Origin of the sequence: Paenibacillus sp. 1011MAR3C5, assembly GCF_003591485.1 — a bacterium.
Taxonomy (GTDB): domain Bacteria; phylum Bacillota; class Bacilli; order Paenibacillales; family Paenibacillaceae; genus Pristimantibacillus.
Map to the genome: position 1 here is coordinate 257,583 of NZ_QZCF01000001.1, position 23,185 is coordinate 280,767.

The following is a 23,185-nucleotide window of genomic DNA, read 5'->3' on the forward strand; positions in this document are numbered from 1 at the left end:
TCCAGTTTAACCCCTCATGCGCGGACGTGCAAATCATCCTCATCGGTTCGCAACGCCTTTGCTTCATCCATGCGGACCAGAACGACATCCGCTCCGATCTTGACGATATTCCGCCACGGAATCACCATCTCGGTTCCATTGCTTCCGAACAAGCCGAATACTTTTGTATACTGCGGCACGACAATGGAATCAATGCGTCCTTGACGCAAATCCAGCTCAAGATCGCTAATGTGTCCCAGTTTTTTTCCGTCAACAATGTTAATAACATCCTTGGATTGAAAATCGGAAATTTTCATTTTGGATCACCACATTTCCTGCGAATTAATCAAACGCAGCTTCTTGTATCAGTATATGATTCATTCGCCCAATATGTCCCCTTCCCAAAAAAAGCAGAACATGATACTTTTATTATACGATATCGTACAATAAGGGGGATGTATGCTGTATGCCCAAAAAAATAGCAACCGAAGAAGATTGGATCGCGCTTGGTTTTGCCCGGTTTTCAGAAGGAGGAGAACAAGCGCTTGTCATCGAGCGTCTCGCAAGGTCGCTCGGCACCAGCAAGACCAGCTTCTACTGGTATTTCAAAGACCGCGCTTCCTTCCTGCGCCGAATTATTGACGACTGGCAGGAGAGAAGCACTTCGGTCCTTATCGCCCAATCCTCGCTTGACGGCCTATCTCCCCGTGAAGCGGTCATGACGGTTATGGAGGGCATGTTCGCTCCCAATAAAAGCCGCGATTTTCTATACCATTTGCGCAGACTGGGGCGTTCAACGCCATATTATGCCGAGCAGCTTATTCGAATTGAAACCGTCAGACTATCCCATATGTCGAGACTGCTAGCTGCGACTGGACAAAGTCCTGAAGCTGCGGAGCGCAAAGCCGAGCTCCTCTACAGCTATTACTTGGGCTGGCATGAGCGCCAGCATGGAAGGGATCAGGATGCTGATGATTCAGAGTCGGCAATTGCGCTGATAATGCCTTATCTGGCGCTGGATGGAGGCGAATGCTGATGATGATTCCTGTATGGAGTTGGACCCTGGCCGCCGTCTTCACCCCGCTCGGCTTGCTTCATTTGTACTGGCTCCTTGGCGGCACACGAGGAATTCATGCGGCCATACCCACCATAGCCGACAACAAGCCCTTGTTTCAGCCGGGGAAATTAGAAACTGCCGCTGTAATGGCGCTGCTCTGGATTGCTGCATTCTGGATGCTCTTGCTGGGCCGGGAGCTGCCTGGCATGCTGCCGTCATGGCTTGTTAATACTGGAGGATATTTGATAAGTGCGATTTTTTTGATTCGCAGCGTTGGCGATTTTCGATATATCGGGTTCTTCAAGCGTTATCGCGGCAGTCCTTTCGCGCGAATGGACAGCCGTTATTATTCTCCGCTTTGTCTGGCACTCGGCGCGTCAACCCTGATTCTGCTCTTGCATTAACAGCAAAGACGGCAGCGCCGAGTTGGCGCTGCCGTCTTTGGAACCTGACATTCAAGTTTTCACATGTTTCTGCATTTGCTGAATCGCCGACTTCTCCAGCCGTGACACCTGCGCCTGCGAGATGCCAATCTCGTCGGCTACCTCCATCTGCGTCTTGCCTTCGAAGAATCGCATCGACAGAATCATTTTCTCCCGATCGTTCAGCTTGTGCATCGCTTCGCGGAGCGCAATCTCTTCAATCCACGACACATCCTTGTTGCGGTCGTCGCTAATTTGATCCATCACATAGATGGGATCTCCCCCGTCATGGTAGATCGGTTCGAACAGCGATACCGGGTCCTGAATCGCATCAAGCGCGAATACGACATCTTCCTTCGGCACATTCAGCGCCTCCGAAATTTCGAAAATCGTCGGCTCCCTGGAATTTTTGTTCGTTAGGCTGTCGCGTACTTGCAAAGCCTTGTAGGCGATATCTCTGAGGCTCCGGGATACTCTGATTGGGTTATTGTCGCGCAGATAGCGCCGAATTTCCCCAATAATCATAGGCACGGCATAGGTGGAAAATTTCACGTTTTGACTAAGGTCGAAATTATCGATCGCCTTCATAAGTCCGATGCAGCCCACCTGGAACAGGTCGTCTACAAACTCTCCCCTATTGTTGAACCGCTGGATGACGCTCAGAACGAGCCGCAAATTGCCGTTCACCAATTTCTCTCTTGCTGCCCATTCACCCCGGGCTTGCAACGCCGTAAACAGCTCCCTCATTTCGACGTTGGTCAATACAGGCAGTTTCGCGGTATCCACACCACAGATCTCGACTTTATTTCGGGTCAACGTGATTACCTCCCAAGGAGAAACATTAATGTTCATTATCTCCCCGGACCCTCTTTTTATTCCTATTCTGACATCCTTCGACAAATGCAAAAGGGGCGCATTGCGCCCCGTCTGTTACACCATCTTATTAAATTCCTTGCGCAGCCGCTTAATAATCCGCTTCTCCAGCCTGGAAATATAGGATTGCGAGATGCCGAGCATATCAGCGACATCCTTTTGCGTCTTCTCTTCCCCGTCAGCGAGGCCGAATCGAAGCTCCATAATGATGCGTTCCCGCTCCGACAGCTTGTCGAGCGCCTTGTGAAGCAGCTTGCGGTCCACCTGCTCCTCGATATTCCGGTAGATGGTATCGTTCTCCGTGCCGAGCACATCCGAGAGGAGCAGCTCGTTGCCGTCCCAATCGATATTCAGCGGCTCGTCGAACGACACCTCCGTTCTGGTCTTGCTGTTGCGGCGCAAGTACATCAAGATTTCATTTTCGATACAACGGGACGCATAGGTAGCCAGCTTGATTTTTTTCTCCGGGTCGAAGGTGTTGACTGCCTTGATCAACCCGATTGCGCCGATCGAAACGAGGTCCTCAATATGGATACCCGTATTTTCGAACTTCCTGGCTATATAGACCACAAGCCGCAGATTGCGCTCAATCAGCATCGCCCGTATCGCCGAATCTCCGGATGGCAGCTTCTCCAGCAGATATTCCTCTTCCTCTCGCGTCAGGGGAGGAGGCAACGCTTCGCTGCCGCCGATATAATAAAGTTCTTCGCTTTTTAGTCCGAATAAAAATAAAATCCGATAATAATATAGATGCAGTATCAGTTTATACTTGACGAGCATGTGGCCCATCCCTCCCCGATGTAGTGTGCGTATAAATCTTACGTTTGTACCATAGCCGGATGGATAATCGCTTGATAAGCCCCATCTGCCGCAAGCTTGCCGCCATCGAATCCAATTAATACCCTGCTTGTTTCAAATACTTGTCCTTCACGTGCCACTTCCACCGAATCAGGTTTTAAGGCAAGCATAAATTGCGAACCTCTGTTCACTCCCCGAAACGGCACTAATCGAAGCCTGTCTTGCCACTCGAACGATGAATCAGCATCCATGTCCGCTATCAGCCGGTCTACCCCGCCTTCCCTTACGCTCTTAATCCACGAATCAGGCAGCGCTCCTTCCCAGCGAGAAACTTCCATGACCATAACGGGAATGCGCGTGAGCGGATCGTACAGCTGATTGCCCGTGTCAATTAATCCTGTGCATGCATACGTCTTGTCCCCTATCGTAACCTTGACTTCAGCCATATGATTGCGAACAAGCTCGCGCTCCCGTCTGCCGGTCATAACTGCCCGGTATACGTATAGCCCAATCGCAAATGCAGCGGCCAAATAAAAAATAGATAGCTTGATCTCAGCCTGTATGCTGCCTCCGGCGATCGTAAGCGTCTTCCACATCGCGCCTGACCCTTGCATAAACAAATAATACAACCCGAGCACTGCTCCAGCCGCGACGAAATTAACGGAATAGAAAGCTGCAATGTTCCGAATATAATGCTGCAACGACGAGAATCCGAACGCTATCCATACCATAACAAAGGAAAACAGGACCTTAACAACGAGCGTAAACAGGAATGATAGCTGGGGGTATAGCATAAGTACAACATAACAGGCTCCAAAAGCCGACGCGCCCAATATGCGCCACGGTCTTGGCTTCGTATGGCGCACCCAGGCCGTTGTCAGTAATACAGCGCCGTCTACCAGCAGCTCGCGCAAAAACAAAATATCTACATATACCGTCATGCAAGTCCTCCTCCTCCCTTTCTGCCGAATCGTCACATAGATTCGGTCTGAGGAGAACGATTGAGACTAGTATATGTTAATCGTATTTCAAAGTCTGTCTATTCATGACGGGTTCACCCATCTTTTTTTGTCGACTTCGCAAACAAAAAACGAGGCTATTTTAACCGCAATAAGATTCCCAATCGCTAGACTCTTCTAGAAAGAGGCTTCCATGGGGAAGATTCCACAATAGGGCTCACGATCCCCTCTTCTCAGGAAGCGCATTTTTCTATCGAGATCCTCTATTTCTTCCCCTTTGAAATAAGCCTCTTTCCTTCAGTGGATCGTGCTAAACCATGCAATGAATGGCCACTTTCGGCTGTCGATCACCCATTTTTTCGCTTCAATTCGACTTTCCTGTACGTTCCCCCGTCTTGCATGCAGCAAATTGATCATTTTGTTTAATCTCCCCAAGATGCTGTCGAACATCTTCCTGAGCTGATGGGAGAATGAGCCCTCTACAATAAGAGAACTAGTGGATACAATTGTTTAATGAAAACTCTCCCTTGAAAAAAAGTACAGCCAAAGGAACTGAAAACCACAATTCCGATATTGATATTGGTATCTACTACGACTCTGATAAAGGACTGGACATTACCCCTCTTCGTCAGGTTGCCGCTGAAATTGATGATGGCCATAGAGAAAACTTAATAACAGAAATAAGTGACTGGGGACCATGGATTAATGGCGGAGGCTGGATGAAGGTCAATCACCGGATGTCTTTTCAGGGAAGTATCCTGCTTGAATCAGGTTTTGTTTGCAAGGAACGAAACCTTTTTGATGAATGAAAAAGGGGCTGTTGCCATCGCGGATTCATTCAGCATAGTGCCAAGCCAATACGCTCAGAGAATAAGTGAAATTTTTACTTTGATCACGGAAGAGGAAGAGAATTTGAAGAAAGCGATATACATGATGCGCGGACTGATTCAGGAAACAGAAGCACGGATGGTTTAAACTTTAAAATGATAGTCAACATAAAAAAATGACGGTGCAGGACATAGATTCCTGACCGTCATTTTTGTGTTCCTATCTATCCGAACGAGGCTGCTTGCGCAGGAACGCTGGAATCTCCAGTTGATCGCTCGAGCTTCCCAGACCGAATGGCTTCACGCCGGAAGAATTGGAAGCCGTCTTCGGCTCCTGTTGTGCTTGAGCTGTCTCCTGCTGAACGCCTCTACGAGCAGACTGCGTATTCGCTTTGGCCTCAAATCCTGTCGCGATAACGGTAACCTTGATCTCGTCCTTCATATCTTCTTCAATGATTGCACCGAAGATCATGTTCACATCCGGATCGGATGCGGAGATCACGATTTCTGCCGCTTCGTTGACCTCATACAGGGACAGGTTGCTGCCGCCTGTAATGTTCATAATAACGCCGCGTGCTCCATCGATAGACGTCTCCAGAAGCGGGCTCATGATTGCTTTGCGGGCTGCTTCAGCTGCACGGTTCTCGCCAGCTGCGATACCGATGCCCATCAGCGCAGAACCGCGCTCTGTCATGATTGTTTTTACATCGGCAAAGTCAAGGTTGATCAGACCAGGTACTTGGATCAGGTCGGAGATACCTTGTACAGCTTGTCTAAGCACGTTGTCCGCTTCGCGGAATGCTTCAAGCATAGGCGTCTTCTTGTCAACGATCTCAAGCAGTCGGTCATTCGGAATGACGATCAGCGTGTCGACTTTTTCCTTCAGCGCTTCAATGCCTTGCTCTGCTTGAGCGGCACGCTTGCGTCCCTCGAATGTGAACGGACGTGTAACCACGCCAACCGTCAACGCTCCGCATTCACGAGCGATCTCCGCAATGACAGGAGCAGCGCCAGTACCTGTACCGCCGCCCATCCCCGCTGTAACGAATACCATATCGGAGCCCTTAAGCTGATTCATGATCAGCTCGCGGGATTCTTCAGCCGCTTTGTTGCCGACATCAGGATTGGCTCCTGCGCCAAGCCCGCGCGTCAGCTTATCGCCGATCTGAAGCTTGTGCTCGGATTTCGCCAGATGAAGCGCCTGCGCATCGGTGTTCACCGTAATGAATTCAACGCCTTTTACACCGTTCTCAATCATTCGGTTCACGGCATTGCTGCCGCCGCCGCCTACGCCTATTACTTTTATTTGAGCGAGCTGTTCAAGCTCCAAATCGAATTCCAACATCTCTCATTTTCCCCCAGTTCAAATAAATTCGTTAAACATATTTTTAATCCGCTCGAACATACCGGGTTTAGATGAAGGTGCAGGACCCGCTTTGCGGCTTGGCGCCGATGCTTTCTTCACTGCGCCAGCGCCTCGAACGCCCATATACTTCGATACATATTGAATCATGCCCACACCGCTGCTATAGGCAGAATCCTTCACTCCGATATAATCAGGCAATGCTGTACGGACTGAGCTCTCCAGCTCTAACTGGGCTAGAGCGAGCGTTCCTGGAAGAGCAACCGCACCGCCTGTCAGCACATACCCATTCACTTTATCGCCGTAACCTAAACGGCGCACCTCTTGCCGGATCAGCTGGAAAATCTCCTGCATCCGCGGCTCGATGATGCTAGCCAAGTCCCTTTGCGAAAATTCCTTCTCGACATTACTGCCCATGCGGGTTACCTTGAACTTCACGTCATCCGCAGCGTCAGCTACGTTGGCGCATCCGTACTTCAGCTTGAACTTCTCCGCCTGATCGCTTTGCGTACGCAAGCCGTAGGCAATATCGTTCGTGACGAACTCTCCGCCGATTGGCAAAGTCGAGACGGCAGCGAGGCCGCCTTGCTCGTATACGGCGATCGTAGTCGATGCCGCGCCAATATCAACGAGCACGGTTCCCATCATCTTCTCGTCCTTCGTCAGCGACATGACGCCAGAAGCTAAGGACAATAAGATGACGCCAGAGATGCGCAGACCAGCCTTCTCCACACAGCGCATCAAGTTATGTATGGCTGTCTTCGTGCCGGTTACAATAGTTGCTTCCACTTCAAGTCTAACGCCGATCATGCCCCGCGGGTCGGAAATTCCTTCAAGACCATCCACCAGATATTGCTTCGGCACCAGGTTGATAATTTCCCGTTCCGGCGGCAATGCCACGACTTTCGCGGCTTGCAGCACGCGTTCTATATCTTCTTCTCCGATTTCCCGGTCCTCATTGGATACGGCAACAACGCCATGATTAGTCTGCAATCCAATATGATTGCCTTGTATACCGACATAAACATCGGATATCTGAATATCGACCATGCGCTCCGCATGCTCTACAGCGTTGCGGATCGATTGCACAGTCTGATCAATATCGACGATTGCTCCCTTGCGTATACCCTCTGAGTCGGCAGATCCAACTCCAATAATATTAATGGCTCCATTGTTCATCTCGCCAATAATAGCACGAACCTTGGATGTACCGATGTCCAAACTGACGATGATGTCATTGCTGCTCAACTCGCGGCACCTCCGTTCCCAAATAGTAATGATAAGTGCGTTTTATGTTGTGATTATGAGTAAGTCTCTCTACTTATTCAACGCTCTTAATATTTTCCCTCTTTTTTCAACAAATTTTTCATAACTTTCATGAAGCGCTGTCGAAGTGTGGCTTTTATGCCGATTTTATGTTTTTGGTAAATGCGAAAAGGATACTGAATGGACATAGCGCCGCCGCCCGCAGCGCATGGTTATGCCTATTCTTAGAAACATCGTAAATAAAATTCTACCATTCTTTCAAGGAATTTAGTAGTCTATTTTTACTCAGAATCCACTTTTTCTGAATCAGACTCGTCTCCCTCTTCCTCTGTATGGAAAGGAACGTACGTATCGGCAAGCAGCATCGTAATTTTCCCCGGCTCCTGCGTCTCGATAACGGCATTCAAAGCGTCAATCTTCTCCGTTAATACGGAGACGGCTGTGATGACCTCGAATTTGGTGCGCGTGTACATGCGAATGCGATCGGGATATGCCTTGGAAGGGAGCGGTGATATCTCCGACAGATCCGACAGCTGCTTCGCCGGTATCAGAGCGAGCTGCTTGGTTAGTTCCAGCTTCACCGGATCAGTTGTCTCCCAACCGGATAATACCGGCTTGTCCAGCAGCTGCAGGCCCTCCTGCTCGGCTGATACGCTTGTTCCGTTTGATAACAGCGCTGTCAAATCCCCTTGTGCGGATAATTCAAACGCAACAACCGGATATTCCTGTACCGCAATCTTCACAATGCCCGGGAAGACCTTCATTACCTTTGCATCCTCAACCTGAGGCAGCGTCTTGACGTTTGCGGATATATCGGCTGATGCGATCTGGAAGAAGGCGTCTCCTACTTCGACTCTCGAGGCTCCGGCAATTTCCTCCGTAGAGGTGAAATGCGTGCCGGTAATTTGAATTTCGGATATTTTGCTAATGGATGAGTTAAAGAATAGCACCGCAAGCAGCGCGATAAACAATAGAAATAGAACGGCAAGCAGCTTTTTATTGCCTCTGCGTTTGCGCGGTGGTTCCTTCAGCACAGGCATTTGTGTGCTCATAACTTGTCCCTCTTTTCTGTGAAACGAAGGCTTCCCAAGGGTTTGCGTAAGCAAACCCGCATCGGAAGCCCTTCGTTTCTATATGGCCGAAGTCTAGCATATGATTTAAAGATTAGGCGCCTGCGGCACTGGCGAAGACCGGGATATTCGCGCTCCAAGCCTCGTGAGCATCGTTTCGATCCGATCATAGCCTCGATCGATATGGTGAACCTGCTCCACGGTCGTCCGGCCTTGCGCAGCAAGACCTGCGATAACGAGGGCTGCTCCGGCCCTCAGATCGGTCGCTTCCACCGTCGCTCCGTATAAGCGCGGCACACCCCGAATGAATGCCGCATTCATGTCAACGCGAATATCGGCTCCCATGCGCGACAGCTCATCCACATGCTTAAGCCTGCCTTCGAAAATCGTTTCTTTCAAGATACTGACCCCGTCGGCCAGCGACAGCAATACCATGATCTGAGATTGAAGATCAGTCGGAAATGCCGGATAAGGCGACGTGACGATCCGCTCAACCGCCTTTGGCCTGGCAGAACTGCCGACCTTTATTATATCACCGTCGACGACAATTTGAACACCTGCGCGGCGCATCACATGAATAAGCGAGGATAAATGGGCGGGCTGTGTTTCCTGGAGCGTGACCTGACCGCGTGTAGCCGCGGCTGCTACCATTACGGTTCCCGTAACAATACGGTCCGGAATGACCTTGTAACGGCAAGGCGTAAGCCGGTCAACGCCTTCAATGGTAATGGTATCGGTTCCCGCTCCCATAATTTTGGCGCCCATGGCATTTAAGAATCGCTGCAAATCTTGAATCTCCGGCTCTCGCGCAGCATTGCTGAGCGTCGTGTGTCCTTCAGCGAGGACGGCAGCCATCATAATGTTTTCTGTAGCCCCGACGCTTGGGAAGGACAGATGAATGTCGGCGCCGGTTAGCTTGTTTGCCCGGCATACAATGCGGTTGCCCACTTCCTCGATCTCCGCGCCAAGCGCTTGCAGCCCTTGCAGATGCAAATCAATCTTTCTCTCGCCGATTGCGCATCCGCCAGGCTGGTAGACCTGTGCTTCACCGAAGCGAGACAGCAGGGGTCCCATAAGGAATATGGAGGAACGCATCTGCTTCATCAAGTTCTCCGGCACATGGGACGTATGGGCGGATGTCGTATCCAGCACCACCGTGTCATCCGTATGCTCGGCGCGACATCCTAATTCGCGCAAAATGTTCAACATGACGTCGATATCCAGCAAATGCGGCACGGAATCGATCGTCGTCGTGCCTTCTGCCAGCAAGCTGGCAGCCAATATCGGCAAGGCGGCATTTTTCGCTCCTTGGATAACTATGGTTCCTGAGAGTGGTTTCCCGCCTTCAATCACCAATTTGTCCAATGTATCACCTCCGAATTACCGCTCGCCCACCACCAATACTTCCGGCACCAGCTTGACGCCATGACGCTGCTCTACAGTGCTCTGAATATGGGACATAAGGGCGAGAACATCTCTAGCTGTCGCTTGCCCGGTGTTTACAATAAAATTGGCGTGCATTTCGGATACTTGCGCTTCACCGATTTGGAATCCTTTAAGCCCTGCTTCCTCGATTAGCCGCGCAGCATAATCGCCCGGCGGATTACGGAATACGCTGCCTGCAACTGCCAGCTGCAGGGGCTGAGTCCTCAGCCTGCGCTCCTTGTAGGAGGCCATAGCGGATGCAATCTCCATCCGGTCTCCCTCCGCTAGCTCAAACGCTGCTTCCACGATCAGACCCTTCATCTCATGAAGAGCGGAATGACGGTATTCAAAGCGCATTTCATCTGCTCCGTAACGAACCAATTCTCCTGTTTCCAGTACAATGTCAGCATATTTGAAAATACGTGACACATCCGATCCGTGCGCCCCAGCGTTCATGTAGACGGCTCCGCCGACCGTGCCCGGAATTCCCCCCGCGAATTCCAGCCCCGTCAAGCCTTGCTTGCCTGCCATAACCGACAGTTTGATAAAAGAATAAGATGCGCCCGCAATCGCGGTCGCCCCTTCAAAACGCACGTAATCTAGACCATTGGCCGGTTTGATCACAACGCCGCGAATGCCCTTGTCGCCGACAAGCATGTTGGAGCCGCGACCCAGATTGGTCCAGCTTTGCCCATGTTTAATCAATAGCTTAACAATGGCAATAAGTTGTTCTTTTCCTGCGGGAAGGATTAATAGATCGGCGGGACCGCCGATTTTCCATGTTGTATGTTTCGTTAGCGGTTCGTCATATAATAGTTTTCCAAGATTCGCTTGCTCAAGCTCCGCTATAAGTGCTTCCATCTGCGACTACCTCCTTCGATGCTGCGTGTTTTGCCGTTCGCTGCGGCTTCTAAGCCGCTGTAATGTGATCTTACGCTCCCGTTGGTGTCGGTCACGAATATAAGGTATCCTATGCCCTCCTGGCACGTTGTGTGACAATCGCCCAGTTCGCCTAACTTATCGCCGCTTGCCGTCCATTCGCATCAGCGCGTCCGCGATGCGGTTCGCCGAATCGGGCACAGCCAGCTTTGCCGTGGACGCCGACATCGCAAGCATGCGGTCCGTGTCGCCGAGCAGCTCTTCCATCATGCGGAGCAAAGCTGTCCCGGACAAGTCCTTCTCCAGCAATATTTCGGCGGCTCCGGCCGATACCAGACTGCGGGCATTCGCCTCCTGATGATTGTTGGTTACATTAGGAGACGGGATCAGAATAGATGGCAGTCCCAGCGCTGTAATCTCTGCCAGGGAAGACGCTCCCGACCGGCTGACGACAAGCGTAGCGTCCTTCAGCACCTCTGCCATGTTATGAAGATACGGCACCAGTGTCAGCCTCTTAAGCGCCTCTGGCGCTTCTTTACGGATGCGTTCCTTTGTGGACTCATAATAGATTTCGCCAGTCACGAAGACGATATGGGCATCCTTAATTCGGTCCAACGCGGGAGCCATCTCGATGATCGCCTCATTCAGCGCGCGAGCCCCTCGGCTGCCCCCTACGACAAGACCCAAGCGCGTTGCCGGAGACAAGCCCAAAGACTGAAGCCCCTTGCCGGATTCAGCTCGGAGCACGTTGGTCGCACATGGATTGCCCGTGAAAGACGTTTCCTTCGCCTTCGGAAATTGCGATGCCGATTCCGGGAAGCTGACGCCTACATGATCCGCGTAGCGGGATAAGAATTGATTGGTTAAGCCTGGAATAGCATTCTGCTCATGAATGAAGGTCGGAATACCGAGCTTGGCTGCCGCATAAACGACAGGTCCGCACACATAACCGCCAGTACCGATTACGACATCCGGCTTGAATTCGCGAAGCAGCGCCTTGGAGCGCTGCGCCCCTTTCAGGAATCGCATCACAGTCTTGACGTTCTCGAATGACAGCCTCCGGCGGAAGCCTGTAATCTCAATCGCCTCGAACGGAATGCCTTGCTCTGGCACGACTCTGCTTTCCATGCCTTTGGCCGTGCCGATATATAATAGCTTCGTGTCCGGATCGTTCTGCAGCATATGCTTGCCTACGGCGACCGCGGGATAAATATGGCCGCCGGTTCCTCCACCGGTCAACACGATACGCATAATCTTCACCTCGAATAACGGGATATGTTCAGCAGGATGCCGAGCGCCGTCAGCAGCAGCGTTAGCGATGAGCCCCCATAGCTGACCAGCGGCAGCGTAATGCCGGTAACGGGCATCATGCCGATGACGACACCAATATTGATGAGCACCTGCACGCCGATAATACCGGTAATGCCGACTGCGAGCAGGCTGCCGAACGTGTCTGGAGCCGCAATTGCAGCGCGGATTCCGCGCCAGACGACCACCAGGAATAATAAGATAAGAGCGACGCCTCCGATAAAGCCAAGCTCCTCCGCCAGAATGGAAAAGATAAAATCCGTCTGCGGTTCAGGCAGATAGCTGAACTTCTGCCTGCTCATGCCAAGGCCGAGTCCGACCAATCCGCCGGGCCCGATGGCAAACAACGATTGAATGATTTGATAACCGCCGCCGAGCGGATCGGCCCACGGGTCCAAAAAGGACGTAATGCGCTTCAGGCGATATGGAGCGGCAAGAATCAAGCCGACTAAACCGACGACGCCGATCATCGCCAGACCTCCCAGATGAGACAATCTGGCCCCTGCCGTAAAGATCAGAATTAGAGATGCGCCTACCATAACCGCGCCCGTACCGAGATCCGGCTGCAGCATAATCATGCCGAATGCAAGACCGACGAGCCCAAGCGGCGGCATTAGCCCTTTGGTGAAATGAGTAATGGTCTGCTGCTTCTCCGACAGCCACTTCGATAGGAACAAGATCATGGCCAGCTTCATGAACTCCGATGGCTGAATGCCGAAGGAGCTAATGCCGAGCCAACTGCGCGCTCCGCCGCGAACGACGCCCACGCCGGGGATCAAGACTATAACTAAAAGCCCGAAACATACAATCAAGGCCATCGGCGCCCACTTCTTCCAAGCGGAATAATGGACGTTCATAGTAAATAGTAACGCACCTACGCCCAGTACGGCAAACAATAGCTGCCGCTTCACGTAATAAAACCGGTCGCCGAACTCATGGAAAGCGAGCACGGCGCTCGCGCTATACACCATTACAATACCGATCGCAAGAATAAGCCCTATTGCGGCAAGCAGCCAAATATCCGGGGCAGACCGCGCTTTTGCCATCGCGAACACCTCTTAGCATGGGAAAGTAGGGACAGGCCCCCTACTTACAAGGTATGCGCCGATTGCTTAAAAATGCTCCCTCTCTGCTCATAGGATGCAAACATGTCCCAGCTCGCGCAAGCAGGCGACAGCAGGACGGTATCGCCCGGCTCTGCCAGCGCTGCCGCTTGGCGCACTGCTTCCCTAAGCGTGCTTTCGGCGTCACCTTCAGCGTTCACCGAATGAGCATTAGCTAAACCTGCCAGCTCTGCGACGCGAAGAAGCTTCTCCTTCGTCTCTCCCAGCGCTACCAGACCTTTCAGATTGCGGAATACAGGCAATAGCTCCATATAATCGGAGCCTCTGTCCAGTCCGCCGGCTACGAGCACGATAGGCCCTTTGAGCGAGCGGATCGACATCGTAGACGCCGTCGGATTGGTCGCTTTGGAGTCATTGTAGAATTTAACGCCATTCAGCTCGCGAACAAATTCCAGGCGATGCTCCACACTCCTGACGAGCTCCAGCGGCTTCGCCAGCCCTTCAGACGGAGCGCCGGCTGCAAGCGCCGCTGCAATTGCCGCAAGCGCATTGGCCGTATTATGCCGCCCCGGAATGCCCAGCGCGTCGACCGGCATAATGACGGCCTCTCCGCCACCGGCCGATGCTGGACGCCGATACACAATGACGCGTCTCGGCTCATCGGCACCTTCAGCAAGATGATCTCGGCTGTAAGGAGGCTCAACACATACCCCCGCCTCCAGCCGCTCATATAAGGAAAACGGCAGCACATCTGCGGACAATCCCTCCGCAATGGCGCGGCAAGTCTCGTCATCCCAGTTCAGAACGGCGGTATCCCCGCTCTCTTGATTCGCAAACATCTTGCGCTTGGAAGCGACATAATCCTCCATGCCGCCGTGATAGTCCAAATGGGTCTCCGCCAGATTCAGCAGCAAGGCGATTCGTGGACGGAATGCGGTGGTACCCTTAAGCTGGAAGCTGCTCAGCTCCGCCACAATCCATCCGTCCTCTTCCGCTTCCTCTACAGCATCGCATAAAGGCAAGCCGATATTCCCCGCCACGATCGGCTTCATCCCTGCCGCATCCAGCAGCTTGCCGATAAGTGTTGTAGTGGTTGTTTTACCATTGGAGCCTGTAATGCCGATGATCGGAGCGGGAGAAAGCCAATACGCCGCTTCTACTTCTGTAATCACTTCTACCCCGCGATCGAGCGCTTGACGCACTGGCGGAGCCGAATATGGAATACCGGGGTTTTTGACGAGAAGTACGGTTCTGTCATCGACAAGATCGTCCGGATGGTAGCCGCATAGCACAGAAATGCCCAAAGCGGTCAATTCGTCCGCTTCGGGACATGTCTCCTTCTTATCATTGACGATGACGTCCGCGCCCAGTTTGTGGAATAGCTTTGCCACGCTGACGCCGCTTTTGGCAAGACCCAGAATAACGACACGTTGGTCACGATAGGTTGACGGATGATTCATAACGACATCCCTTTCTATGGATGCAGGAAGCGGCTCTCCGTGCGAGAACCGCCTCTAGCGTAATTGTGTTAGTTTTTTAGATGACGAACATAATGCCAGCCGCGGCGAACAGCAGCCCGACCAGCCAGAACACCGTCACGACCTTCCATTCCGACCAGCCGACCAGCTCGAAGTGGTGGTGGATCGGACTCATCTTGAAGACGCGTTTTCCTCTTGTTTTGAACGAAGCGACTTGGATAATAACCGATAGCATCTCCAAGACGAAGACCCCGCCGATCACAATGAGCAGAAGCTCTGTCTTGGTCAGAATCGCAACCGCGGCAATACCGCCCCCGATGCCAAGTGAACCCATGTCGCCCATGAACACCTTAGCCGGATGAGCGTTGAATACCAGGAAACCTAGTACGGCGCCAATCATCGCTGCTGAGAATACGGCAGATTCATGTGCGGAGGTCTGCAGCGCAACAATCGTGAACGCGCCGAACGCAATCGCGCTTGTCCCCGCCAGCAAGCCGTCAAGACCATCTGTAAAGTTGACGGAGTTGCTCGCCGCGAACATGATAATGACGACCAGCGGATAATAGAACCAGCCCAGGTCAAAGCCCCATGCTGTGCCTGGTATCGTTATCTCCGTGCTATGGTTCATATTATACAACATGGCACAGACGATAATGGAGAACAGAAGCTGACCGAACAGCTTCTGCCTCGCTGTAAGGCCAAGCGATCTCTTGAATACAATTTTGATATAGTCGTCCAAAAAGCCGACAAGTCCAAAACCAAGCGATGCCGTCAGCAGCACCCAGAATTCAGGTGTTTTGTCTGCGAAGCGGATGAACGCAATCATAAGGGCGATCATGATGAGAATGCCGCCCATCGTAGGCGTTCCACCCTTCTTCAGGTGGCTCTGCGGGCCTTCGGTACGGATCTGTTGGCCGAACTTCAGTCGCCGAAGCAAAGGAATGAACAATGGTCCGAGCAATACTGCTAGCAAGAATGAAACGCCTATTGAAAACAAGATGACCATCATGTCCATATCCTCACCCCTTCTCCAAAGCTTGGACAACCTGCTCCATCTGCATTCCTCTTGAACCTTTTACAAGAACAAGATCTTCAGGATGGAGCTGCTCCCGAACCCACGCGGCAAGCTCGTTTTTGTCTTCAAAATGCCGTACATATCCGGCTTCAGCCGCTTCCGACAGCTTCTTGGCTGCGGCTTCCGATAGGATTGCTGATAACGGCCCGAACGTAACAACGGCTTCCGCTTTGCCCTTCGTTATATATTCGCCAATCTCCTGGTGCAGGGACGCTTCCTCCGGACCGAGGTCCAGCATATCGCCCAGCACGATCCATCTGCGGCCGAAGCCGCCAAGTCCGCTCACCAGGTCGATTGCGGCGCGCACCGCTGTGGGATTTGCGTTATAAGCATCGTTAAGTATAGTCGCCCCGTTATAAGCTTTCGACGGTTCGATCCGCATGCCGGTCAGCTGCAGCCCTTGGAAACCTCTTGCGATGTTCTCGGGCTTGACGCCGAAGATGCGGGCCGCTGCAATTGCAGCAAGCGCATTGCTAATATTATGACGGCCTGGGGTGGAAATATGAAGCTTTTCCATTCCCGTATTCTCATCTTTGTATCGGGCGTTGAAGGTGCTGCCATCCGGCGCAAGCGCGATATCCGCTGCCGACCACTCGTTGCCTCTATCAAGCCCGAACGTGCGAAGCGTGATGCCTTCCGGCAGATTCATCGCTTTAAGCCCTTCATGGAGCAGCGGCTCGTCGCCATTGAACAGCAGCATGCCGTCATCGCCAAGGCCAGCCGTAATTTCGAGCTTCGCCTTTGCAATTCCGCTGCGGGAGCCAAGCTGCAGCATGTGAGCTTCGCCGATGTTCGTAATGATCGCAACATCAGGCTGCGCGATCTTCGTCAGCAGCTCGATTTCGCCGAACCCGCTCATGCCCATCTCCAGTACGGCGACTTCCGTCTCCTCGTCCATTTTCAGAATGGTGAGCGGCAAGCCGATATGGTTGTTTAAGTTCCCTTCTGTCTTGAGCACGCGATATTGAGTAGCAAGCAGCGCAGCCGTCATGTCCTTTGTCGTCGTCTTGCCGTTGCTGCCGGTAATCCCGACCACGCGCGCCATCAGCTCATTGCGGTAAGCTGCCGCAAGTGCCTGCAGTCCCTCCAGCGTATCCTTAACGAGCAGGAAAGGAAGATGCGCCAGCGAGGCTGGAATCTCCTTGCCACGCTGCCACATAATAGCCTTCGCTCCGCTGGCAACGGCCTGCTCTACGTAGTCGTGACCGTCAAACCGGTCGCCGACCAGCGGCACGAACAGCTCGCCGCTCCCCGCCAATCTGCCATCCGTCATAATGCCGCTTATCGTTTCCTCCGGGCGGCCGCCCTTGCGCGCTCCGCCGCACATGGAAGCGAGCTGCCCTACTGTCCGTTTTATCAATGTAATAGTCCCCTTATAGCTTCTTTTGCTTCTATTCGATCATCGAAAGGATAGACTCTCCCTCCGACCAATTGGTAGGTTTCGTGACCCTTCCCCGCAATCAATACTACATCGCCTTGGCTTGCCATTTCAACCGCTTTTTGAATTGCGGCGCGGCGATCTGGTATGAATAGGCAGCGGGACGGTTCCATCTCCTGTTCGGCCAGCCCAGCAGCGATGTCCGCCATAATGCGGTCAGGGTCTTCCGTCCTCGGGTTATCGGACGTGACAATGACCATATCGGCGTATCGGGCTGCAATCTTGCCCATAAGCGGCCGCTTGCTCCGGTCGCGATCGCCTCCGCAGCCGAATACGCATATGACGCGATTGCCCGCGAACTCCTGTATGGCTCGGAGCACATTCTCCAGGCCGTCGGGCGTATGGGCATAATCGACGACAACAGAGAAGGGCTGCCCTTCCTCCACGCTCTCTACCCGTCCTGGAACACCGGGAATCGATTCCAGCGATGCCTTAATATCGGACAGCGGGACACCTTCGATCAGCGCCGCAGAGATGGCTGCCAAAGCATTGTATACATTGAACTTGCCGGGCAGGCGGAGCCGGATATCGGCCTCTCCGCGGAATGTTTGGACATGGAAGAAAGTTCCTCTGGCCGATACGGATATGGCTGTGGCACGCACATCGGCTTCCTCTTCCGTGCCATATGTGATCACTTCAGCGGAAGTGAGCATCCTGAATCGTTCTGAAGCCACATCGTCGGCATTCAGCACAGCGTAGGAGCGCTCCTGCGCCGGCTGCGAGTAAGCATTGCCAAGTCTGGAGAAAAATAACCCCTTCGCATCGGCGTAATGCTCCATCGTGCCGTGATAATCCAGATGGTCCTGAGTCAGATTGGTGAAGATGGCCGTTCGGAACCGGCAGCCCTTCACCCTTCCTTGCTCCAGCGCATGCGAGGAAACCTCCATCGCACAGTAGCGCATGCCCGCATCCCGCATCTCGCCGAGCTGGCGCTGCAGCTCATGCGCGTCCGGCGTCGTGCCTTTCATCGGAAACGACTTGCTGCCGTAGCGCCATTCGATTGTGCCGATGACGCCTGCCGGCATCCGCTGGTCATTCAATATTTTTTCTATTAAATAAGTCGTAGTTGTCTTGCCGTTTGTGCCCGTCACGCCGATCAGCTTGATGTGCTCGCTTGGATGGGCATAGATATGATCCGCGATAATAGCTGTAGCAAGCCTGCTGTCCTTAACGAGAAGCTGCGGCACATCGAGCGCAAGGAGCCGCTCTGTGACGACAGCTACAGCTCCCATGCGGACGGCTTCTTCCGCATATGCATGGCCGTCTACTGTCAGCCCCGGCACGCATAGGAACAGCTGCCCGGGCTTCACCAGCCTCGAATCCTTCTCGATATCCCTAAACTCCGTCTCTCCATCCCCAACCAAACGAGCTGTAATGAGCAAATCCGTAAGATCGCGCAGACGCATCTCCTTCAATCCTCCCTCGAATACTCTGACGGAATACTATATGCCGCCCAGAGCAAACGCGTTAACGGGAGAAAAGCTTAGTGCGAATGAGGAATATCCTCTTCATCGCCCAGATAGATTCGGATCGTTGAGCCTCGATCGACCCGCGTGCCTGCCGCAGGCGCCTGGCGAATGACCACTTTGCCGGTTCCTGCGGAAGTCAAGTTTAAATTCATATTCAAATCCTCATAGAGATCGGATACGCTCTTCCCAATCAGATTGGGAACGGTAACGATCGGCGTCTCGCCGTACTTGTACAGCCGGTCGATCTGCTTCTCCCGAGGAGGGATATCCAATATCGTCAAAGCGTCTTCCATTATATTGCGTACGATTGGAGCTGCGACGACACCGCCGAACTGAATGCCTTGCGGATTATCGACAGCGACGTAGACCACAATCTTCGGATCATCCGCAGGCGCAAATCCGATGAACGATACGATATGCTCATTCGGAGAGTAGCGCCCGTTCACAACCTTTTGGGCTGTTCCCGTCTTGCCGCCTACGCGGTAGCCGTCAATAAAGGCATTGCGCCCTGTGCCTTTGGCGACAACGCTCTCCAGCGCTTCGCGCACCTCACGAGACGTCTCCTCGGAGATTACTTGACGCACCGCTTCAGGCTCCATCGTCTGTACGACTTCTCCGCTTTCCCGGTTGATGAACGCCTTCGCTACATGAGGCTTGTAGAGCGTCCCGCCGTTAATGGCGGCCGAGACTGCGGCAACCTGCTGGATCGGTGTGACCGATACGCCTTGGCCGAACGCTGTCGTTGCCAGCTCGACCGGCCCTACCTGACTCAGCTTGAACAGGATGCCGTTCTCCTCACCGCCAATATCGATGCCCGTTTTCGTGCCGAAGCCGAAGTTCTTAATATATTGAAACAACGTTTCCTTGCCGAGCCTGTTGCCTAATGCAACAAAGCCGGGGTTGCAGGAGTTCTCTACAACCTCCAGAAACGACTGGCTGCCATGGCCGCCCTTCTTCCAGCAGCGCAGCCTCGCTCCCCCGATCTCGACCGCACCGGGGTCGAAAAACCGTTCGTTTTTCAAATCTACTTTATTCTCTTCGAGCGCAGCGGCCAGTGTAATGATCTTAAAGGTAGAACCCGGCTCGTACGTCATCCAGATCGGCAAATTTCGGTTATACACCTCTGATGCAACTTCTTTGTACTTGTCAGGCTCGTACGTGGGACGGCTGGCCATCGCGAGGATTTCCCCATTGCTCGGGTCCATTGCGATAGCGATAATATTATCAGCCTGGAGCGACGTCATCGCCTGATCGAGCTCGCGCTCCATAACCGTCTGGACCGCTTGGTCGATCGTCAGCTGCAGCGTCAGACCTTCCTTCGGTTCGACATACATATCGGAGGAATTCGGCATCTGGCGTCCTGCAGCATCCGACAGCCAGGATACATTGCCTTGGATGCCGCTAAGCATCTCATTATACTTGGATTCCACACCCGTCAATCCCTGGTTATCAATACCCGTGAAGCCCAGCAGATGCGCGGCTAGGCTGCCATAGGGATAAAACCGCTTATTATCCTCCGCGACAACAATTCCAGGCAAATTCAACTGCTGAATTTCATCCGCCTTCTCCAGCGTAATCTTCCTGCCGCCGGGCGCTAGCTTCACAATCATCGATTTGGTCTTGAGCTTCTTCAGGATGTTCTCCTGAGGCATATCCAGCAGCCTGGACAATGTCGCGGCGGTCTCCTCATGATTCTTCACCTGTACGGGGATGGCCCATACCGTTGGAGAACTGATATTGTATGCAAGCTGCACACCGTTGCGATCCCATATCTCGCCCCGCTTGGCGACGTACGGAATGTCCCGCCTCCATGAATTCTCCGCTTTCTCCGCCAGCTCCGCACCCTTCCACAACTGAACGTATGCAAGCCGGAATCCCAGCGCAATAAACGCAACGCCCGCAAGGATCAGCACGATGAACAGCCGGCGTCTAACCGTCACATTCGATACTTTCATTCTTATTCCTCCTTGTACCGCCGCTTGGCAACGAGCGTACGCTAACGCTCATTCCCAGCCTATTCGGGACAAGGGGGGGTTATGACAAGCTATTGGGCCGCGTCCTAATTTTCTCCGACATGCTCAATATCAATAGTTTCTGGAGGCGCACCCTCTGTCGTGTCCGGCGGATCGGCATTGCCGCTGCCTCCGGAAGCATCAGTTCCATCCGCACCGCCATCGCTGCCTTCGCTGCCTTCGCTGCCTTCGCTGCCTTCGCCGTCGCCACCTTCTGTATTTGTTTCTTCAACGTCATTCGGATCAGGCTCGACATAATCATCCGAGCCAATCGGAGGCGACAGCTTCACTCGAATAATCCTCACTCCGTTTTTCTCCTCCACCTTCTGCGAGACCACGAAGCCCGTCCCTTCCGTTACAAGCTTCGCTCCAATTAACGAAGACAGCTCTAGAGCATCCCTTAACGACACGCCGGTCAGGTCCGGCACCGGGATTTTGTTCAGCTGCTCCGTAATGAGGAAGAGCCGCTGCGTCGGGTGCACCAGGGAGCCCGCGGCCGGAATCTGGGCGACGACCGTGCCGCCATTGCCAACGATCTCGAACGGCATTGCCTTCGCTTTTAATTCCGCTTTGGCCTTCGAGATGTTGGCATCCTTCATATCCGGCACTTTCACTTTAATTTCCTTCGACTCCGGATCGCCTTCCGGCACCCAGTTAGGAGCTATGCCCATCTTGCGCAAGCTCTTCAGCACAATCTCGCGGAAGGCTGGCGCTGCTACCGTACCGCCGCCAACATTCGGGCTGTTCGGTTCGTCGACAGCAATATACAGAACGATTTTCGGATTGTCGACCGGCGCATAGCCGATAAAGGACACCATGAATTTTTCCTTCGAGTATTTGCCGTTGATGAACTTCTGGGCAGTACCCGTCTTGCCCGCCACGCGATAACCTTCGATATAGGCGTTTTTGCCTGTGCCGATTTCTTGGTCAGAAACAACCTGTTCCAAATATTCGCCTACTTGACGAGAGGTTTGCTCCGAGATGACTCTCCTGACCATCTTTGGCTCCGTTACCGTTGTCGTTTTGGTGTTCGGATCTGTTATGTTCTTGATAATATGCGGCTCCATCAGCTTGCCGCCGTTCGCCACCGCCGCAACAGCCGCCACCTGCTGAATCGCCGTTACGGCGACGCCTTGGCCGAATGAAGCCGTTGCGATTTCACTATTGTACTGGAAGCGGATCGATCCTGTCGCTTCATTCGTCAGTTCGATACCCGTCTTCTGGCCAAAGCCGAAGCGTGTGAAATAGTCGCGAAGGCCCTCCGCTTTCAGACGCTCCAAACCCAGCTTGATGAATGCTACGTTACTGGACAATTTCAAGCCCTGCAAGAAAGTAATTTCGCCCCAGCCATCCAGATTATGGTCGCGAATGACAACCGTATCCCCCGGTATTTTATAACGACCGGATTGATACTTTTCTTCTGGATCGAAGTAGCCTTCCTCCACCGCCGCGGCAAGCGTAGCGATCTTGAACGTGGAGCCCGGCTCGTAGAGAGAGCCGACAGCGTGATTGTACATATTTTCATAAGGACTTTTCCAATATTCATTCGGGTCGTACTCCGGCATATTGGCCATCGCCAATATCTCCCCTGTATTCGGATCAGCCGCGATTGCCGTTGCATTCTTAGGCTGGTATTTATTCATGATTTCACGCAGCGCTTCCTCTACGTAGTCCTGAATTTCATTGTCGATCGTCAAAGTAATATTACTGCCGTCCAGCGCTTGCTGAAATTCAACCTCGCCCTTGGCGAGCTGTACGCGCGCGCCGTCCTTCTCATAACGGAAATATCCGTCGACGCCGGTCAATCGGTCATTGAAGTAGGCCTCAACGCCCGTCATCTTCTCTCGGTCCAGACTGACATAGCCTATCAGCTGAGAAGCCAGCGTCTTGCGCGGATAATAACGTTTCAGCGTCTCGGCGATCATAATGCCTGTATCGCTGCCTAGTTTCTTGTCTAGCAGCTCCGTTTTCAATCCCTCACGGAATTCAACCAGCTTGTCCGCCAACGTCTTTTCAATCTGCCAGCCGCCATTCCGAAGCTCTCTGTGGGCGAAATGGACTCCTTCGTCGTTTTTGGCTGTAACGACTTCTCGAGCTGTACTCTCAGGAATGCCCAGAGATTCTGTTAATCCTTTAATAACCTCCTCTGTTATCCCCAGCTTGTCTATTAATCTCGGATTAACCGATACATTGTAAGCAATCGTGTCCATAGCCAAAACATTGCCGTTCCGGTCTGTGATCGTCCCCCTCTTCGCTGTGAGCGTCTCCGCTGCGGCCCAGCGATTTTTCGCCATCGCGTAATAAGTATCCCTGTCTATCACCTGAACATAGTAGATTCTGCCGATGAGAACGAGAAAAAGGAGGGTCATCACCCCTCCGAACAACAACGTGCGCAGTTTAATCCGTTTACTCATAAAATGTCA

General features: G+C 52.8%; 21 protein-coding genes. 4 read left to right on the forward strand and 17 right to left on the reverse strand.

Features of this window, described 5'->3' with window-relative positions; all coding sequences use genetic code 11:
* Positions 1–14: 14 nt before the first annotated feature.
* Complete coding sequence (locus D3P07_RS01255; RefSeq protein WP_119798280.1) at positions 15–296, reverse strand: YlmC/YmxH family sporulation protein; 282 nt, start codon at positions 294–296, stop codon at positions 15–17.
* A 149-nt stretch (positions 297–445) separates the two neighbouring features.
* Between D3P07_RS01255 and D3P07_RS01260 the strand changes: the two genes are divergently transcribed.
* Together D3P07_RS01260 and D3P07_RS01265 are read left to right on the forward strand one after the other, a co-directional pair.
* A complete protein-coding gene (locus tag D3P07_RS01260; RefSeq protein ID WP_119798281.1) occupies positions 446–1,015 on the forward strand; it encodes a TetR/AcrR family transcriptional regulator in 570 nt (189 codons plus the stop codon).
* Positions 1,015–1,440, forward strand: coding sequence for a DUF3995 domain-containing protein (locus tag D3P07_RS01265; RefSeq protein ID WP_182914134.1), 426 nt, complete (start codon positions 1,015–1,017; stop codon positions 1,438–1,440). Before D3P07_RS01260 ends, D3P07_RS01265 begins: the two co-directional genes overlap by 1 nt.
* 51 nt (positions 1,441–1,491) lie before the next feature.
* On the opposite strand, the gene sigG is transcribed toward D3P07_RS01265, so the two are convergent.
* The 3 genes from sigG to spoIIGA all read right to left on the reverse strand — a co-directional run bounded on the left by sigG (position 1,492) and on the right by spoIIGA (position 4,070).
* A complete protein-coding gene (gene sigG / locus D3P07_RS01270) occupies positions 1,492–2,274 on the reverse strand; it encodes an RNA polymerase sporulation sigma factor SigG (protein ID WP_116045726.1) in 783 nt (260 codons plus the stop codon).
* A gap of 114 nt (positions 2,275–2,388) precedes the next feature.
* Entirely contained in the window at positions 2,389–3,111 is a 723-nt protein-coding gene (gene sigE, locus D3P07_RS01275) for an RNA polymerase sporulation sigma factor SigE (RefSeq protein WP_119798283.1), read from the reverse strand.
* Positions 3,112–3,149: 38 nt separating this feature from the next.
* Entirely contained in the window at positions 3,150–4,070 is a 921-nt protein-coding gene (spoIIGA, locus tag D3P07_RS01280; RefSeq protein WP_119798284.1) for a sigma-E processing peptidase SpoIIGA, read from the reverse strand.
* A gap of 524 nt (positions 4,071–4,594) precedes the next feature.
* On the opposite strand from spoIIGA, the gene D3P07_RS01285 reads away from it, so the two are divergent.
* Both D3P07_RS01285 and D3P07_RS26810 read left to right on the forward strand, forming a co-directional pair.
* Positions 4,595–4,897 (forward strand): nucleotidyltransferase domain-containing protein, encoded by a 303-nt coding sequence (locus D3P07_RS01285; protein WP_119798285.1) that lies wholly within the window; start codon positions 4,595–4,597, stop codon positions 4,895–4,897.
* Complete coding sequence (locus tag D3P07_RS26810; protein WP_182914135.1) at positions 4,887–5,063, forward strand: hypothetical protein; 177 nt, start codon at positions 4,887–4,889, stop codon at positions 5,061–5,063. Before D3P07_RS01285 ends, D3P07_RS26810 begins: the two co-directional genes overlap by 11 nt.
* Before the next feature lie 72 nt (positions 5,064–5,135).
* On the opposite strand, the gene ftsZ is transcribed toward D3P07_RS26810, so the two are convergent.
* From ftsZ to D3P07_RS01350, 13 genes are all read right to left on the reverse strand, one after another.
* Positions 5,136–6,260, reverse strand: a complete 1,125-nt coding sequence (ftsZ, locus tag D3P07_RS01290) for a cell division protein FtsZ (protein WP_119798286.1) — start codon at positions 6,258–6,260, stop codon at positions 5,136–5,138.
* An 18-nt stretch (positions 6,261–6,278) separates the two neighbouring features.
* Positions 6,279–7,526, reverse strand: coding sequence for a cell division protein FtsA (ftsA, locus tag D3P07_RS01295; protein WP_119798287.1), 1,248 nt, complete (start codon positions 7,524–7,526; stop codon positions 6,279–6,281).
* 299 nt (positions 7,527–7,825) lie between these two features.
* A complete protein-coding gene (locus D3P07_RS01300; protein ID WP_119798288.1) occupies positions 7,826–8,596 on the reverse strand; it encodes a cell division protein FtsQ/DivIB in 771 nt (256 codons plus the stop codon).
* A 105-nt stretch (positions 8,597–8,701) separates the two neighbouring features.
* Entirely contained in the window at positions 8,702–9,979 is a 1,278-nt protein-coding gene (gene murA / locus D3P07_RS01305) for a UDP-N-acetylglucosamine 1-carboxyvinyltransferase (RefSeq protein ID WP_119798289.1), read from the reverse strand.
* Positions 9,980–9,994: 15 nt separating this feature from the next.
* Positions 9,995–10,900: a UDP-N-acetylmuramate dehydrogenase gene (murB, locus tag D3P07_RS01310; protein WP_119798290.1), complete on the reverse strand. Its 906-nt coding sequence runs from the start codon at positions 10,898–10,900 to the stop codon at positions 9,995–9,997.
* Between the two features lie 156 nt (positions 10,901–11,056).
* A complete protein-coding gene (gene murG / locus D3P07_RS01315; RefSeq protein ID WP_119798291.1) occupies positions 11,057–12,169 on the reverse strand; it encodes an undecaprenyldiphospho-muramoylpentapeptide beta-N-acetylglucosaminyltransferase in 1,113 nt (370 codons plus the stop codon).
* A gap of 5 nt (positions 12,170–12,174) precedes the next feature.
* Positions 12,175–13,272 (reverse strand): stage V sporulation protein E, encoded by a 1,098-nt coding sequence (gene spoVE / locus D3P07_RS01320; RefSeq protein ID WP_119798292.1) that lies wholly within the window; start codon positions 13,270–13,272, stop codon positions 12,175–12,177.
* A 44-nt stretch (positions 13,273–13,316) separates the two neighbouring features.
* A complete protein-coding gene (gene murD / locus D3P07_RS01325; protein WP_119798293.1) occupies positions 13,317–14,750 on the reverse strand; it encodes a UDP-N-acetylmuramoyl-L-alanine--D-glutamate ligase in 1,434 nt (477 codons plus the stop codon).
* Positions 14,751–14,826: 76 nt separating this feature from the next.
* The gene (gene mraY, locus D3P07_RS01330; protein WP_119798294.1) at positions 14,827–15,783 is read right to left on the reverse strand and encodes a phospho-N-acetylmuramoyl-pentapeptide-transferase; all 957 of its coding nucleotides are present in this window, start codon (positions 15,781–15,783) and stop codon (positions 14,827–14,829) included.
* Positions 15,784–15,787: 4 nt separating this feature from the next.
* On the reverse strand, positions 15,788–17,203 hold the full coding sequence (locus D3P07_RS01335; protein ID WP_119798295.1) for a UDP-N-acetylmuramoyl-tripeptide--D-alanyl-D-alanine ligase: 1,416 nt from the start codon (positions 17,201–17,203) through the stop codon (positions 15,788–15,790).
* Positions 17,200–18,687 (reverse strand): UDP-N-acetylmuramoyl-L-alanyl-D-glutamate--2,6-diaminopimelate ligase, encoded by a 1,488-nt coding sequence (locus D3P07_RS01340; protein WP_119798296.1) that lies wholly within the window; start codon positions 18,685–18,687, stop codon positions 17,200–17,202. Before D3P07_RS01340 ends, D3P07_RS01335 begins: the two co-directional genes overlap by 4 nt.
* Positions 18,688–18,764: 77 nt before the next feature.
* Positions 18,765–20,705, reverse strand: coding sequence for a stage V sporulation protein D (locus tag D3P07_RS01345; RefSeq protein WP_119798297.1), 1,941 nt, complete (start codon positions 20,703–20,705; stop codon positions 18,765–18,767).
* A 104-nt stretch (positions 20,706–20,809) separates the two neighbouring features.
* Positions 20,810–23,176 carry a penicillin-binding transpeptidase domain-containing protein gene (locus D3P07_RS01350; RefSeq protein ID WP_119798298.1) on the reverse strand — a complete coding sequence of 789 codons (2,367 nt, stop codon included), beginning with the start codon at positions 23,174–23,176 and terminating at the stop codon, positions 20,810–20,812.
* Positions 23,177–23,185 lie beyond the last annotated feature (9 nt).